This window comes from Pseudomonas retamae, assembly GCF_043496865.1.
GTDB classification, from domain to species: Bacteria; Pseudomonadota; Gammaproteobacteria; order Pseudomonadales; family Pseudomonadaceae; genus Aquipseudomonas; species Aquipseudomonas retamae.
On sequence record NZ_JBIEIL010000010.1, the window covers coordinates 56,413 to 72,351 of the forward strand.

Genomic DNA, 15,939 nt, shown 5'->3' on the forward strand with positions numbered 1-15,939 from the left:
GGGAATGCATTTCAAAGGTGGGAGCGAGCCTGCTCGCGAAGGCGATCCGACCTGCAATAAAAATCCCCCGAGGTGAACACTCTCGGGGGATTTTTTATGCGCGTGGGAACGATCAGTGCGGAGGCTTAGCGCTGATGCACCAACGCCCCCGCCGCATAGGTCTGCGCCACGGTGCGGTCGTCGCCCAAAGTCATCAGCACAAACAACGTTTCGGCAATGTTATTGGACTGCTTCAACCGGTAACTGAGCAGCGGCGTAGCGTTGTAATCCAGCACCAGGAAGTCCGCATCGGAACCCGGTTGCAGGTTGCCGATTTTATCCTCCAGACGCAGCGCCCGCGCACCGCCCAGCGTCGCCAGATACAGCGACTTGAACGGGCTCAGCCGCGCGCCTTGCAGTTGCATCACCTTGTACGCTTCGTTCAGCGTCTGCAGCAGCGAGAAACTGGTGCCGCCGCCGACATCCGTGCCCAGGCCGACATTGAGCTTGTGCTTCTCGGCCATCGGCAGGTTGAACAGGCCGCTGCCGAGGAACAGGTTGGAGGTCGGGCAGAACGAGATCGCCGAACCGGTCTCGGCCAGCCGCGCGCATTCTTCATCGCACAGGTGCACGCCGTGAGCAAACACCGAGCGCTCGCCGAGCAGCTGATAGTGATCGTAAACGTCGAGGTAGCCTTTGCGTTCCGGGAACAGCTCCTTGACCCACTCGATTTCCTTGAGGTTCTCGCTGATGTGGGTCTGCATGTACAAGTCCGGGTATTCGGTCAGCAGTTGCCCGGCGAGGGTCAGTTGTTCCGGGGTGCTGGTTGGGGCGAAGCGCGGGGTCACCGCATAGTGCAGGCGGCCCTTGCCGTGCCAGCGCTCGATCAACGCCTTGCTTTCGACGTAGCTGGATTCAGCGGTGTCGACCAGGTAGTCCGGGGCGTTGCGGTCCATCATCACTTTGCCGGCGATCATTCGCAGGTCGAGCTTTTCCGCCGCTTCGAAGAACGAGTTCACCGATTGCGGGTGCACGCTGCCGAACACCAGCGCGGTGGTGGTGCCGTTGCGCAGCAGTTCCTTGATGAAAATGTCCGCGACTTCGTCGGCGTGGGCCTTGTCGCCGAACTGGCTTTCGCAGGGGAAGGTGTAGGTGTTGAGCCAGTCGAGCAGTTGCTCGCCATAGGAACCGACCATGCCGGTTTGCGGCAGGTGGATGTGGGTGTCGATGAAGCCCGGGGTGATCAACGCGTCCTGATGATGCTCGATTTCGATGTCCGCCGGCAGGGTCGGCAGCAGGTCGCTGGCGTGGCCGAGGGCGCTGATCTTGCCGCCATCAACCACCAGCAGGCCATCCTCGAAATATTCGTAGGAGGCTTCGATGCCGACTTCGGCGGGGTCGGCAATGCTGTGCAGGATGGCGGCGCGGTAGGCTTTGCGAGTCAGAGGCATGAGGGTTCTCTAATCAGTTTGAGGCTTTGAGTTTTGCGGACTGGCTGCGGCGCGAGGCCGGCAGCAATCGGGCAATCGGTTCGGCGCTGGCGCTGTGCTGGCCGAAGTTGGCGTTGTAGGTGGCGATGATTTCCCCGGCGATGGAAATGGCGATCTCCACCGGCAGTTTGCCTTTGACTTCGCTGATGCCCATCGGGCAACGCATGCGTTGCACCACGTTGGGGTCGAAGCCGCGATCACGCAGGCGATGTTCGAACTTGGCGCGCTTGGTTTTCGAGCCGATCAGGCCGAACCAGGCGAAGTCGTTGCGTTTGAGAATGGCGGCGGTGAGTTCCAGATCGAGCTGATGGTTGTGGGTCATGACGATGCAATAGCTGCCGGCGGGCAGGTCATCGATTTCATCCACAGGCTCTTCGCTGACGATTTTACGCACGCCGTGGGGGATGTGCTCAGGGAATTCCGCCTCGCGCGAATCGATCCAGCGCACCCGGCAGGGCAGGCTGGCGAGCAGCGGCACCAGGGCGCGACCGACATGGCCGGCGCCGAATACAGCGATTTGCGCCTGCACCTGGCCCATCGGTTCGAACAGCAGCACCGTGGCGCCACCGCAGCACTGGCCGAGGCTGGCACCGAGACTGAAGCGCTCCAGATGGGTGTCCTGCTTGCCGCTGGCGAGCATGTCGCGGGCGATCTGCATGGCCTTGTATTCCAGATGCCCGCCACCGATGGTGTCAAACATCCGGTGGGCGCTGACGACCATTTTCGAGCCGGCATTGCGTGGCGTCGAGCCGAGTTCTTCGATGATCGTCACCAGCACACAGGGCTCGCCCTGGTTCTGCAGGTCGGCGAGGGCGTCGATCCAGTTGTACATGTTCACCTCGACATCTTCGTTGTCTGTGCCGGCCTCTTCGCGAGCAGGCTCGCTCCCACATTGGCAATGCATTCCAAATGTGGGAGCGAGCCTGCTCGCGAAAGCCGCGCCTCGGTTCTAGAGCGGAGCCAGCTCGGTTTCAGCTTCGACAGCTTTCACCGCTTGGAGCTGGCGCATCTGCTCGCAGCCCCACAGCACCCGCTCCGGGGTCGCCGGCGCGTCGATTTTCGGCTGATGCTTGTAGTCACCGAGGCTCGCCACCGCATCCTTGATCGCGCACCAGGCGGCAATCCCGAGCATGAATGGCGGTTCACCGACAGCCTTGGAATGGAACACCGTGTCTTCCGGGTTCTTGCGGTTTTCCACCAGTTTCACCCGCAGGTCCAGCGGCATGTCCGCCACGGCCGGGATCTTGTAACTGGCCGGGCCGTTGGTCATCAGCTTGCCCTTGTTGTTCCAGACCAACTCTTCCATGGTCAGCCAGCCCATGCCCTGGACGAATCCGCCCTCGACCTGACCGATGTCGATCGACGGGTTCAGCGAGGCGCCGACGTCGTGAAGAATGTCGGTGCGCAGCATCTTGTACTCGCCGGTCAGGGTGTCGACGATCACTTCGCAGCACGCCGCGCCAAAGGCGAAATAGTAGAACGGACGACCACGGGCCTGACTGCGGTCGTAGTAGATTTTCGGGGTCTTGTAGAAGCCGGTGCTCGACAGCGACACCTGATTGAAATACGCCTGCTGGATCAGCGCTTCGAAGGTCAGAATGTGTTCACGCACGCGCACATGGCCGTTGCGGAATTCGACGTCTTCTTCGCTGACCTTGAAATGCCGCGCGGCGAATTCGACCAGACGTTGCTTGATGGTTTCTGCCGCGTTCTGCGCCGCTTTACCGTTGAGGTCGGCACCGCTGGAAGCGGCGGTCGGCGAGGTGTTCGGCACCTTGTCGGTGTTGGTCGCGGTGATCTGCACGCGGTCGATTTCGACCTGGAACACTTCAGCCACGACCTGCGCGACTTTGGTGTTCAGACCCTGGCCCATTTCCGTGCCACCGTGGTTCAGATGGATGCTGCCGTCGGTGTAGATGTGGATCAGCGCACCGGCCTGGTTCAAGAAGCTCGCGGTAAAAGAAATACCGAATTTCACCGGGGTCAGCGCCAGACCCTTTTTCAGGATCGGGCTGTTGGCGTTGTAGCGACGGATCGCTTCGCGGCGCTCGGCGTATTGGCTGCTTGCTTCCAGTTCGGCGGTCATCTCTTCGAGCATGTTGTGCTCGACGGTCTGGTAGTAGTGGGTGACGTTGCGTTCGGTCTTGCCGTAATAGTTGGCCTTGCGCACTGCCAGCGGATCGAGGTTGAGGTGGCGGGCGATCGCGTCCATCACTTCTTCGATGGCGACCATGCCTTGCGGGCCGCCGAAGCCGCGATAGGCGGTGTTCGACGCGGTGTTGGTCTTGCAGCGGTGACCGTTGATGGTCGCATCGCCGAGGTAATAGGAGTTGTCCGAGTGGAACATCGCGCGGTCAACGATCGACGCCGACAGGTCCGGCGAGCAGCCGCAGTTGCCGGCCAGGTCCATGTTGATCCCGTGCAGGCGACCGGTGCTGTCGAAACCGACGTCGTACTCGACGTAGAACGGGTGGCGCTTGCCGGTCATCAGCATGTCTTCGACGCGCGGCAGGCGCATCTTGGTCGGCTGGCCGGTGAGGTGCGCGACCACCGCGCACAGGCACGCCGGGCTCGCAGCCTGGGTTTCCTTGCCACCGAAACCACCGCCCATGCGGCGCATGTCGACGACGATCTTGTTCATCGACACATCCAGCACTTCGGCGACCAGTTTCTGCACTTCGGTGGGGTTCTGCGTCGAGCAGTAGACGATCATGCCGCCGTCTTCGGTGGGCATCACTGAGGAGATCTGCGTCTCCAGATAGAAGTGTTCCTGGCCGCCGATGTGCAGCGTGCCCTGAATGCGGTGTTCGGCGCTGGCCAGTGCCGAAACGGAATCGCCGCGCTGGTGGGTGTGGCTGTCCAGTACGAAGTGGCGCTTGCGCAGGGCTTCGACCACGTCGAGCACCGGTTCCAGGTCTTCGTATTCGATGATCGCGGCCATCGCCGCTTTGCGCGCGGTTTCCAGATCCTTCGCCGCGACGGCGAGCACCGGTTGCCCGACGAATTGCACATCGTCGATCGCCAGCAAAGGATCGCCGGGTAGCAACGGGCCGATGTCTTTCAGGCCCGGCACGTCTTCGTGGGTGATGACGATGCGCACGCCGTCGAAGGCGTAGCAGGGCTGGGTGTCGATGCTGAGGATTTTTGCGTGGGCACGGTCCGACAGACGCGCGTACAGGTGCAATTGATTGGGGAATTCCAGCCGATCATCGATGTACTGCGCTTCACCGGACACATGCTTGGCGGCGCTGTCGTGCTTGACGCTGCGGCCGACGCCGGTGGTCAGGTCTTTGGCGAACAGTTCAGCCAGTTCAGCTTGAGTTTTCTCTACGCCGTGATGGTTAGACATAAGCGGTCACCCGAGTCTCGATGTGCGGTGTTTGCAGTTCGATGAAGTATTTGCGCAGCAGATTCTGCGCGCTGAGCAGGCGATATTCCTTGCTCGCGCGGAAGTCGCTCAGCGGCGTGAAGTCCTCGGCCAGTGCGGCGCAGGCGCGTTCGATCACGGCGTTATTGAACGGCTGGCCGAGCAGCACGGCTTCGCAATGCGCGGCGCGTTTCGGAATGGCTGCCATGCCGCCGAAGGCGACACGGGCGTCGGCGATCACGCCGTTTTCCACGCGCAGATTGAACGCGGCGCAGACGGCGGAAATGTCGTCATCCAGACGCTTCGACACTTTATAGGCACGGAACAGCTGCTCGGCGCGGGCACGCGGAACGATGATTTTTTCTATGAACTCGCTTTCCTGACGGGCCGTGACGCGGTAATCGATGAAGTAATCTTCCAGGTTCAGGGTGCGGCGGGTCTCGCCTTTGCACAGCACGATCTGCGCGCCGAGGGCGATCAGCAGCGGTGGCGAATCACCGATCGGCGAGGCGTTGCCGATGTTGCCGCCGAGCGTGCCCTGATTGCGGATCTGCAGGGAGGCGAAGCGCTGCAGCAGTTCGCCGAAGTCCGGGTACTCGGCTTTCAACGCTTCGTAGCAGTCGGAGAGGGCGGTGGCGGCGCCGATTTCGAGGCGGTCTGCGAAGGTTTCGATGCGCTTCATTTCCGCGACGTTGCCGACGTAGATCATCACCGGCAAGGTGCGGTGAAATTGCGTCACCTCCAAGGCCAGGTCGGTGCCGCCGGCAAGCAGGCGCGCTTGTGGATAAGCGTCGTAGAGGTCGGCCAGATCGGCCACGGTCAGCGGCACCAGGCAGCGTTTGTCGCCGCTGTTGAGCTCGCCGATATCGGTCGGGGCGATGGCTTTGAGGCGGGCGATGGTTTCGGCTTCGCGAGCGTCGAACTGGTCTGGCTGTTTAGCGCAGCACGATTGCTCGGCCGCCGCCAGAATCGGCCGATAGCCAGTGCAGCGGCAGAGGTTGCCGGCCAGCGCTTCGTGGGCCTTGGCGTGATCCGGGGCATCGCTGTTCTTTTGCAGGGCAAACAGCGACATGACGAAACCGGGGGTGCAGAAGCCGCACTGCGAGCCGTGGCACTCGACCATGGCTTGCTGGACGCTATGCAGTTCGCCTTTATGTTTGAGGTCTTCGACGCTGATCAGTTGTTTGCCGTGCAGTGACGAGACGAAGGTCAGGCACGAATTGAGGCTGCGATAACGAATGTGCTCACGCCCGGCGTCATCCGTCTGCAACTCGCCGACCACCACGGTGCACGCGCCGCAGTCACCGCTGGCGCAACCTTCTTTGGTGCCAGGCTTGCCGACATGGTCGCGCAGGTAATTGAGCACAGTCAGATTCGGGTCCAGGGCGTGCTCGCTACGGAGTTCCTGGTTAAGTAAAAACTGGATCACGGAAGGCCTCGCAGACTCATTATTGTTGTTAACCGACGTGAACCGAATTTAGCAGGTCTGACTTTTCGGTCAATGGTTTTCTGACTTAAAGGTCAGGAAAATCGGTTTCGCCGATCAACAACGTGTCTATTCAGTATTGACCCTCATCGGTCACTGCGCTTTTTTGCGGGAATCGTGCCAAAAACCGCTGAGTGGGCACTCCGCCATGACCGTGCATTTGCGCTACACTGCGCCGCTTGTGCAGATCGATAGAGTTTGAAGGACAACCATGACGTTCAAGGCGCCGGACAGCCTCGCCGAGCAAATCGCTCACCACCTCGCCGAGCGCATCATTCGTGGCGAAATGAAGCCGGGAGAGCGCATCCAGGAACAGAAGGTCACGCTGGCGCTCAATGTCAGCCGCGGCTCGGTCCGCGAAGCCTTGCTCATCCTCGAACGCCGCCACCTGATTGCGATCCTGCCGCGGCGTGGCGCCCACGTCACCGAACTCACTGCGCACAAGGTGCAGAGCCTGTGCACGCTGATGAGCGAGCTGTACATCCTGCTCGGCAATTCGGTAGCCAACGGCTGGCAAGTGCAGTCGGACATGGCGCCGTTCGTGCAGATCCAGCAGCGCCTGACCGGGCATTACGAACGCGGCGATATCCGCAGCTTTGTCGATGACAGCTTCGCGGTGATGCGCGCCGCCTATCCGTTCGCCAACAACCCGTATCTGCAGGAAACCGTCGAGAACCTGCAACCGGCGATGAGCCGTGCGTACTTTCTCGCCCTCGAACAGCGCAAGGCAGAAATGAGCGAATTCCTCGAGCTGTTCGAACGCCTGCTCGCTGCCGTGCTCGCCCGTGATTTGCCGCAGATCCGCATCGTGCTGACGGCGTACGCCCAGCGCAGTTGTGATCTGGTGGTGTCTGCGCTGACGGTCGCTTAAGCGTGCGGCTCAAGTGCATCAAACTGGCGGGATTCAAATCCTTCGTCGATCCGACCACGGTGAACTTCCCCAGTAACATGGCGGCAGTGGTCGGGCCGAACGGTTGCGGCAAGTCGAACATCATCGACGCCGTACGCTGGGTGATGGGCGAAAGTTCGGCGAAAAACCTTCGCGGCGAGTCGATGACCGACGTCATCTTCAACGGCTCGACCAGCCGCAAACCGGTGAGCCAGGCGAGCATCGAGCTGGTGTTCGACAACTCCGACGGCACACTGCTCGGCGAATACGCGGCGTACGCGGAAATCTCCATTCGCCGCAAAGTCACCCGCGACAGCCAGACCACTTATTACCTCAACGGCACCAAATGCCGTCGGCGCGACATCACCGATATCTTTCTCGGCACCGGCCTCGGCCCGCGCAGCTATTCGATCATCGAGCAGGGGATGATCTCCAAGCTGATCGAATCCAAGCCCGAGGATCTGCGCAACTTTATCGAAGAAGCCGCTGGCATCTCCAAGTACAAGGAGCGCCGCCGCGAGACCGAAAACCGCATTCGCCGCACCCACGAAAACCTCGCGCGCCTGACCGACCTGCGCGAAGAGCTGGAGCGCCAGCTCGAACGCCTGCACCGGCAGGCCGAAGCAGCGAAGAAGTATCAGGAATTCAAGGCCGAGGAGCGTCAGCTCAAGGCGCAACTGTCGGCCCTGCGCTGGCAGGATCTCAACGAGCAGGTCGGCCAGCGCGAGTCGATCATCGGCACCCAGGAAATCAGTTTCGAAGCGTTGGTCGCCGAGCAGCGTAACGCTGACGCGGCCATCGAGCGCCTGCGCGACGGCCACCACGATCTGTCCGAGCGCTTCAATCTGGTGCAGGGGCGTTTCTATTCGGTCGGCGGCGACATCGCCCGGGTCGAGCAGAGCATCCAGCATGGGCAGCAACGCTTGCGCCAATTGCAGGACGATCTGAAAGAAGCCGAACGCGCGCGTCTGGAAACCGAATCGCACTTGGGCCACGACCGCACCTTGTTGCTGACCCTCGGCGAAGAGCTCGACATGCTCGTCCCCGAGCAGGAAGTCACCAGCGCCGCTGCCGAAGAAGCCGCCGCTGCACTGGAAGATTCCGAAAGCGTGATGCACGGCTGGCAGGAGCAGTGGGACGCGTTCAACCTGACCTCGGCCGAACCGCGGCGTCAGGCCGAAGTGCAGCAGTCGCGCATTCAGCAACTCGAGTCGAGCATGGAGCGTCTGGCCGACCGGCAGAAACGCCTCGGCGAAGAACGCGCGCTGCTGTCCGCCGACCCGGAAGACGCGGCGATCATGGCGCTCAACGAGCAACTTGCCGAGTCCGAAGCGACGCTGGAAGATTTGCAGACCAGCGAAGAAGCGCAGGTCGAAAAACTCGAACAGCTGCGCCAGGAACTGCAGCAAGCGCTGACCGCGCAGCAACAGGCACAGGGTGATCTGCAGCGGCTCAACGGTCGCCTCGCATCCCTTGAAGCCTTGCAACAGGCGGCGCTCGACCCGGGCACCGGCACCGCTGAATGGTTGAAGGAACACAACCTCACCGAGCGCCCGCGTCTGGCCGAAGGCCTCAAGGTCGAGGCCGGTTGGGAGCTGGCGGTGGAAACCGTGCTCGGCGCCGATCTGCAAGCGGTGCTGGTCGACGACTTCAGCGGCTTCGATTTGTCCGGCTTCAGCCAAGGCGATCTGCGTCTGCTCAGCCCGGCCAGCGATGGCGTGCGCGTGGCCGGCAGTCTGCTGGATAAAGTCGAGGCGCAGATCGATTTGTCGCCGTGGCTCGCTCAGGTCAAACCGGTGGACAGCCTCGAGCAGGCCTTGGCCATGCGCGGGCAGCTCGGCGCTGGCGAAAGCCTGATCAGTCGCGATGGCTATTGGGTCGGTCGGCACTTTTTGCGCGTGCGCCGGGCCAGCGAAGCGGAAAGCGGCATGCTCGCCCGTGGTCAGGAAATCGAAGCGCTGCACCTCGAACGCGAAGAGAAAGAAGCCACGGTCGAAGCCATGGAAGCGCGCCTGCAAACCCTGCGTGCGCAGCAGCGTCAGCAGGAAAACGGTCGCGAACATCTGCGCCGTTTGCTGCAGGACGAAGCCCGTCAGCAAGGCGAATTGAAAGCGCAGCTGTCCGCCGGCAAAGCCAAGGCTGAGCAACTGACCCTGCGCCGCACGCGTCTCGATGAAGAACTGGTAGAACTCGCCGAACAACGCGAGCTGGAACACGAACAGGTCGGCGAAGCGCGCATGCAATTGCAGGAAGCGCTGGACGCCATGGCGCTCGATACCGAGCAGCGCGAGTTGCTGCTGGCCCAGCGCGACAGCCTGCGCGAACGCCTCGATCGGGTGCGTCAGGAAGCCCGCCAGCACAAGGATCACGCCCATCAGCTGGCCGTGCGTCTCGGCTCGTTGCGCGCGCAGCACGACTCCACGCGCCAGGCGCTTGAGCGTCTGGAAATGCAGGCCGAGCGCCTCACCGAAAAACGCGAACAGTTGAGTCTGAATCTGGAGGAGGGCGAGGCGCCGCTGGAAGAGCTGCGCCTGAAACTCGAAGAGCTGCTCGACAAACGCATGACCGTCGACGAAGAACTCAAGACCGCACAAATCGCCCTGGAAGACGCCGACCGCGAACTGCGCGACGCGGAAAAACGCCGCACCCAGGCCGAGCAGCAATCGCAGCTGATTCGCGGCCAGCTCGAACAGCAACGCATGGAATGGCAAGCCCTGACCGTGCGGCGCAAGGCCTTGCAGGATCAGTTGCTCGAAGACGGCTACGATCTCAACGGTGTGCTCGCGACATTGACCGCACAGGCCAGTGAACGCGAAGCCGAAGAAGAACTCGAACGCATCAACGCGCGGATTCAGCGCCTGGGCGCGATCAACCTCGCGGCCATCGACGAATACACGCAACAATCGGAGCGTAAACGTTATCTGGATGCGCAGGATGCCGATCTGGTCGAAGCGCTCGAGACTCTGGAAAACGTCATTCGCAAGATCGACAAGGAGACCCGTAACCGTTTCAAGGATACCTTTGATCAGATCAACGGCGGTTTACAGGCGCTTTTCCCAAAAGTTTTCGGCGGCGGGCGCGCGTATTTGGAACTGACGGGCGAAGATCTACTCGATACAGGGGTGACGATCATGGCGCAGCCGCCCGGAAAGAAGAACAGCACCATCCATTTGCTCTCTGGCGGCGAAAAAGCCCTGACGGCACTGGCCCTGGTTTTTGCCATCTTCAAGTTGAATCCGGCACCGTTCTGCATGCTCGATGAAGTTGACGCGCCACTGGATGACGCTAACGTTGGACGCTATGCACGCCTGGTCAAAGAGATGTCGCAGACCGTGCAGTTCATCTATATCACCCACAACAAGATCGCCATGGAAATGGCCGAACAGTTGATGGGCGTGACGATGCACGAGCCGGGCTGTTCGCGGCTGGTGGCGGTGGATGTCGAGGAGGCGATGGCGATGGTGGACGCCTGATGCGGCGTGCGTCGGAAAGGTAATCGAGGTCTGTAGGACTTTTTTACCGAGGCGAATGAGCTGGCGATTCGACATATTCGCGCAAGCCATTGAGACAGACGGTGTAAAGTTGCCTTTGGTCGTGCTAGTTTAATGTCAATTTTTCGTATACGTGGGCAAAACGCCTGTCAGAACATAGAGTTGGCGCCACGTTTTAAAGCGGTTTACGCAGTGTAAACCCCTTATTTTTCAGCATTTTTTATAGAGGCACGGGATTACATGGAAATCGGTCTGCGCGAGTGGCTGATCGTCATCGGCATCATTGTGATAGCCGGTATTCTTTTCGATGGCTGGCGCCGTATGCGCGGCGGCAAGGGAAAACTGAAATTCCGTCTTGACCGAAGTCTGTCCAACCTGCCGGACGAGGACAGCAGCGCCGAGCTGCTGGGCCCGGCCCGCGTACTGGACACGCACAAGGAACCGCAACTGGACGAGCACGATCTGCCGTCGGTGAGCATGCCGGCCCGTGAAGCCCGCGAGCCGCGCGAATCCGGTTCGAAACGTGGCAAGCGGGGCAGCAACGGTCCGGCACAGGGCGACCTGAACCTTGACCTTGATCTGGACGGTGGCCCGAGCTTCAACAGCCGTGACGACGACTTCGCTGAAGACAGCAAGCCTTCGCCGGCGGTGGCCGACAAGGATCAGCCGCAGGCCGAAGAAGTCCTGGTGATCAGCGTGATCTGCCGCGATCCAGCCGGCTTCAAAGGCCCGGCGCTGTTGCAGAACATCCTCGAAAGCGGTCTGCGTTTCGGCGAAATGGATATTTTCCATCGTCACGAAAGCATGGCTGGCAACGGTGAAGTGCTGTTCTCCATGGCCAATGCGGTCAAACCGGGCATTTTCGATCTGGACGACATCGACCATTTCAGCACCCCGGCGGTGAGCTTCTTCCTCGGCCTGCCAGGCCCGCGTCATCCGAAGCAAGCCTTCGACGTGATGGTGGCCGCAGCCCGCAAGCTGTCTCAGGAACTCAATGGCGAACTGAAAGATGACCAGCGCAGCGTTCTGACCGCGCAGACCATCGAGCACTACCGCCAGCGCATCGTCGAATTCGAGCGCCGTGCCCTGACCCAGAAGCGTTGATACAAAAGGTTGTTCCTGTTTAACGGGACGATCGGCAGAATGATTGAGCAGCCTCGGCTGCTCTTTTGCTTTATGAGAGACCACCATGACCGCCGCGAAAAACCGCATCCTCGAGCTGCGCGCTGAACTCGACCAGCACAACTACCGCTACCACGTTCTCGACGAGCCGAGCATTCCGGACGCCGAGTACGACCGGTTGTTCCACGAGCTCAAGGCGCTGGAAGCGGCCAACCCGGAACTGATTACCAGCGACTCGCCGACCCAGCGCGTCGGCAGCGTGGCGCTCACCGCGTTCACTCAGGTGCGGCATGAAGTGCCGATGCTTAGCCTCGGCAACGCCTTCGAAGAAACCGACATGCGCGAGTTTGATCGCCGCGTCACCGAAGGCCTCGACCTGCCCGCGGGCGATCTGTTCGGCAGCGGGGCGGCCGTGGAGTACAGCTGCGAGCCAAAACTCGATGGCCTCGCGGTCAGCCTGCTGTATCAGGATGGTGTGCTGGTGCGTGGCGCCACCCGTGGCGACGGCACCACGGGTGAAGACATCAGCGTCAACGTGCGCACCGTGCGCAACATCCCGCTCAAGCTGCACGGCGAAGGCTGGCCGGCGACGCTGGAAGTGCGCGGCGAAGTGTTCATGTCCAAGGCCGGGTTCGAGCGCCTCAATGCCTCGCAACTGGAAATCGGCGGCAAGACCTTCGCCAACCCGCGCAACGCCGCGGCTGGCAGCCTGCGCCAGCTCGACTCGAAGATCACCGCCAACCGGCCGCTGGAATTCTGCTGCTACGGCATCGGCCAGGTCTCGCACGACATTTCCGACACCCACATCGGCAACCTCAAGCAATTGCAGAAGTGGGGTATGCCGATCAGCCACGAACTGAAACTGGCCAAGGGCATCGACGAATGCCTGGATTACTACCGCGACATCGGCGCGCGGCGTGACTCGCTGGCCTATGAAATCGACGGCGTGGTGTTCAAGGTCAACAGCATTGCCGACCAGCGCGAACTGGGCTTTCGCGCCCGCGAGCCGCGCTGGGCGATCGCGCACAAATTCCCGGCCATGGAAGAGCTCACCGAACTGCTCGACGTGGAATTCCAGGTCGGCCGCACCGGTGCAGTAACGCCAGTGGCGCGCTTGAAGCCGGTGAAAGTCGCCGGCGTTACCGTCGCCAATGCCACGCTGCACAACATGGACGAAGTCGCGCGACTGGGGCTGATGATCGGCGACACGGTGATCATTCGCCGCGCCGGTGATGTGATTCCGCAAGTGGTGCAAGTGGTCACCGAGCGTCGCCCGGAACACGCGCGAGCAGTGGCCATTCCAGAGAATTGCCCGGTCTGTGGTTCTCATGTCGAGCGCACGCAACTGATCAAGCGCAGCAAGGGCAAGGAAACCGTCAGCGAAGGTGCGGTGTATCGCTGCGTCGGCCGTCTGGCCTGTGGCGCGCAACTCAAACAGGCGATCATTCATTTCGTCTCGCGCCGGGCCATGGATATCGAAGGGCTGGGTGACAAGAGCGTCGAACAATTGGTCGACGAAGGTCTGGTCAATTCCCCGGCTGATCTGTACGCGCTGAAGTTCGACGACATCGTCGATCTGGAAGGCTTTGCCGAGGTGTCCAGCAACAAGCTGTTGAAGGCCATCGAGGACAGCAAACAGCCGGGCCTGGCGCGTTTCATCTACGCCCTCGGCATCCCTGATGTTGGCGAGGAGACGGCGAAGGTGCTGGCGCGCTCGCTGGGGTCGCTGGAGCGGGTACAACAGGCCCTGCCGCAAGTGCTGACCTACCTGCCGGACGTCGGTCTGGAAGTGGCTCACGAGATTCACAGTTTCTTTGAAGATGCGCATAACCAGCAGGTCATCAGCGAGTTGCTTGGCCACGGTTTGCAGATTCAGGATCAGGGCGAACTGGGCGCCGAGTTCGCCGCGAGCACCACGCTGGGTGGGTTTCTCGACAAGCTGCATATTCCTTCGGTGGGCCCGGGTGGCGCGCAGAAACTTGCCGACAAGTTCGGCTCGCTTGAAGCCGTGATGATGGCCGACTGGCTGGACATGCGCCAGGCCTTGCCGGAGAAGCAGGCGAATTCGGTGCGCGAGTTTTTCGCGGTTCCCGAGCATCGGCAACTGGCTGAAGCATCGGAAAAACAGCTGCGTGATTTCGGCATGCACTGGCAGAGCGAGAAGAAAGTCGTCGAAGGCCTGCCGTTGTCCGGCGAGACCTGGGTGCTGACCGGCAAGGTCGAATTGATGAGCCGCGATGTCGCCAAGGAGCATCTGGAGAGCCTCGGCGCGAAAGTCGCGGGCTCGGTGTCGGCCAAGACCCATTGCGTGGTCGCCGGCCCCGGTGCCGGCTCGAAACTGACCAAGGCTAATGAGCTGGGCGTGAAGGTCATGGATGAAGAGGCGTTTATCGCTTTTCTCAAAACCCACGGTATTTCCGTATGAGCTCGACCTGATCGTTCCCACGCCCCCCCCCCCAACTGATCGTTCCCACGCTCCGCGTGGTAACGCATCCCGTGACGCTCTGCGTCACAGCGGACGCGGAGCGTCCGGGGCGGCATTCCCACGCGGAGCGTGGGAACGATCAGTCGAGAAGGCGTGGGAACAATCTTCGCGCCAGGATGATCTAGTCTTGGCCAGTCCCAGGGAGAGATCGCCATGCACCGCTTCTTCGAGCAGCTCAGTTCCCGCATCATCGCGCCGTTCATGGCCGGGTCTTCACGCAACAGCAAAATCTGGCCGTGCCGCTGCGGGCAGTCGCTGTTCTTTCGCAACAGCCAGTGCCTGGCGTGCAACGCCTTGCTTGGCTATCAACCCGAAGAAAGCCGCCTGACCTCCCTGCAACCGGGGCCGCAGGCCGGTACCTGGACCCTGGATGCCGATCCCGACGCCGGATTGTTTCGCCGCTGCGCCAACCTCGATACAGCCGCTGCGTGCAACTGGCTGCTGCCGGCAAACGAGCACGACAACCTGTGCATCGCCTGCAGTCTCAATCGCACCATTCCCGATCTCTCCGTCCCGGAGAATCCGGAGCGCTGGCGCAAAGTCGAAATCGCCAAACGCCGCCTCGTCGCGCAACTGATCACCCTCGGCCTGCCGGTCATCCCGAAAAGCGTCGACGAAGAAACCGGGCTGGCCTTCGACTTCATCGGCATTGACCTCGAAGGCAACGCGCCGATGACTGGCCATGCCAACGGCCTGATCACCCTCGACATCAAGGAAGCCGACGACGCCCATCGCGAGCAGGTGCGGGCGCAGATGCATGAACCCTATCGCACGCTGCTCGGGCATTTTCGCCACGAAGTCGGCCACTATTACTGGGATCGCCTGATCGCCAACGGCCCTTGGCTCGGCGCGTTCCGCAGCCTGTTCGGCGACGAGCGCGCCAGTTACGCCGAAGCGCTCGACCGGCATTACCAGCAGGGCGCCCCGCTGGACTGGCCGCAGCAGTACGTCAGCGCTTACGCGACCATGCACCCGTGGGAAGACTGGGCGGAAACCTGGGCGCATTACCTGCACATGATGGACGCCGTGGATACTGCGCTGGGCTTTGGCATGAGCGCGCGGGAAATGGACTTCGACTACCAACCGTTTCCATCCAGCACGCTGTACGACCCGGAGCATCCCGGTGGCGCGGCGTTTCTGTCATTCGTCAACGCGTGGATCGAACTGGCCGGGATGCTCAACGAATTGTCGCGCAGCATGGGGCAGCCGGATTTCTACCCGTTCGTGCTGCCAGCGCCGGCGATTGCCAAGCTGCACTTCATCCATCTGGTCATCCAGCAGGCGGGAGGGCGGGCGGACGAGGTGCTCCAGGCGCAATAGCAAGTGCTTGAGCCCCTTGATATTTTTAATCTGCAACCAGGGTTGTAACTTCGTCTCAGACAGGTACAATGGCGCGGCTCGCCGACAGGCAAGCGTCGTTATGGTGACCCCATCGGTCCCCCCGCAACGATTACCCGTGAACCTGGTCAGAGCCGGAAGGCAGCAGCCACAGCGGGAACATTGTGTGCCGGGGTGTGGCTGGTGGGGTTGCCACCTTAACGAACAATCTAACGCTTCAACCAGAACTGCATGGGTTTCGCCCACTGCGGTTTTTTTGTGTCTGCGATTTGGCCAGCACCCTGGATCAACT

At 61.4% G+C, this 15,939-nt stretch carries 9 protein-coding genes and 1 other RNA gene; 6 read left to right on the forward strand and 4 right to left on the reverse strand.

Annotated elements, in window-relative coordinates:
• Positions 1-125: 125 nt before the first annotated feature.
• From guaD to xdhA, 4 genes are all read right to left on the reverse strand, one after another.
• The gene (gene guaD, locus ACGSLL_RS19670) at positions 126-1,430 is read right to left on the reverse strand and encodes a guanine deaminase (protein ID WP_394507606.1); all 1,305 of its coding nucleotides are present in this window, start codon (positions 1,428-1,430) and stop codon (positions 126-128) included.
• 13 nt (positions 1,431-1,443) lie between these two features.
• Complete coding sequence (xdhC, locus tag ACGSLL_RS19675; RefSeq protein WP_394507607.1) at positions 1,444-2,301, reverse strand: xanthine dehydrogenase accessory protein XdhC; 858 nt, start codon at positions 2,299-2,301, stop codon at positions 1,444-1,446.
• Between the two features lie 117 nt (positions 2,302-2,418).
• Positions 2,419-4,818, reverse strand: coding sequence for a xanthine dehydrogenase molybdopterin binding subunit (gene xdhB / locus ACGSLL_RS19680; RefSeq protein WP_394507608.1), 2,400 nt, complete (start codon positions 4,816-4,818; stop codon positions 2,419-2,421).
• Positions 4,811-6,265 (reverse strand): xanthine dehydrogenase small subunit, encoded by a 1,455-nt coding sequence (xdhA, locus tag ACGSLL_RS19685; RefSeq protein ID WP_394507609.1) that lies wholly within the window; start codon positions 6,263-6,265, stop codon positions 4,811-4,813. The genes xdhB and xdhA overlap by 8 nt, the downstream gene beginning before the upstream one ends.
• Positions 6,266-6,533: 268 nt before the next feature.
• Between xdhA and ACGSLL_RS19690 the strand changes: the two genes are divergently transcribed.
• The 6 genes from ACGSLL_RS19690 to ffs all read left to right on the forward strand — a co-directional run bounded on the left by ACGSLL_RS19690 (position 6,534) and on the right by ffs (position 15,836).
• On the forward strand, positions 6,534-7,193 hold the full coding sequence (locus tag ACGSLL_RS19690) for a GntR family transcriptional regulator (RefSeq protein WP_093103020.1): 660 nt from the start codon (positions 6,534-6,536) through the stop codon (positions 7,191-7,193).
• 2 nt (positions 7,194-7,195) lie between these two features.
• Entirely contained in the window at positions 7,196-10,684 is a 3,489-nt protein-coding gene (gene smc / locus ACGSLL_RS19695; RefSeq protein ID WP_258449872.1) for a chromosome segregation protein SMC, read from the forward strand.
• A gap of 258 nt (positions 10,685-10,942) precedes the next feature.
• Positions 10,943-11,806, forward strand: coding sequence for a cell division protein ZipA (zipA, locus tag ACGSLL_RS19700; RefSeq protein WP_090282571.1), 864 nt, complete (start codon positions 10,943-10,945; stop codon positions 11,804-11,806).
• An 85-nt stretch (positions 11,807-11,891) separates the two neighbouring features.
• The gene (gene ligA, locus ACGSLL_RS19705; protein ID WP_394507610.1) at positions 11,892-14,249 is read left to right on the forward strand and encodes an NAD-dependent DNA ligase LigA; all 2,358 of its coding nucleotides are present in this window, start codon (positions 11,892-11,894) and stop codon (positions 14,247-14,249) included.
• Between the two features lie 213 nt (positions 14,250-14,462).
• Complete coding sequence (locus tag ACGSLL_RS19710; RefSeq protein ID WP_394507611.1) at positions 14,463-15,629, forward strand: zinc-binding metallopeptidase family protein; 1,167 nt, start codon at positions 14,463-14,465, stop codon at positions 15,627-15,629.
• Positions 15,630-15,739: 110 nt separating this feature from the next.
• Positions 15,740-15,836: signal recognition particle sRNA small type (gene ffs, locus ACGSLL_RS19715), an RNA gene on the forward strand.
• The last annotated feature ends 103 nt before the right edge of the window (positions 15,837-15,939 follow it).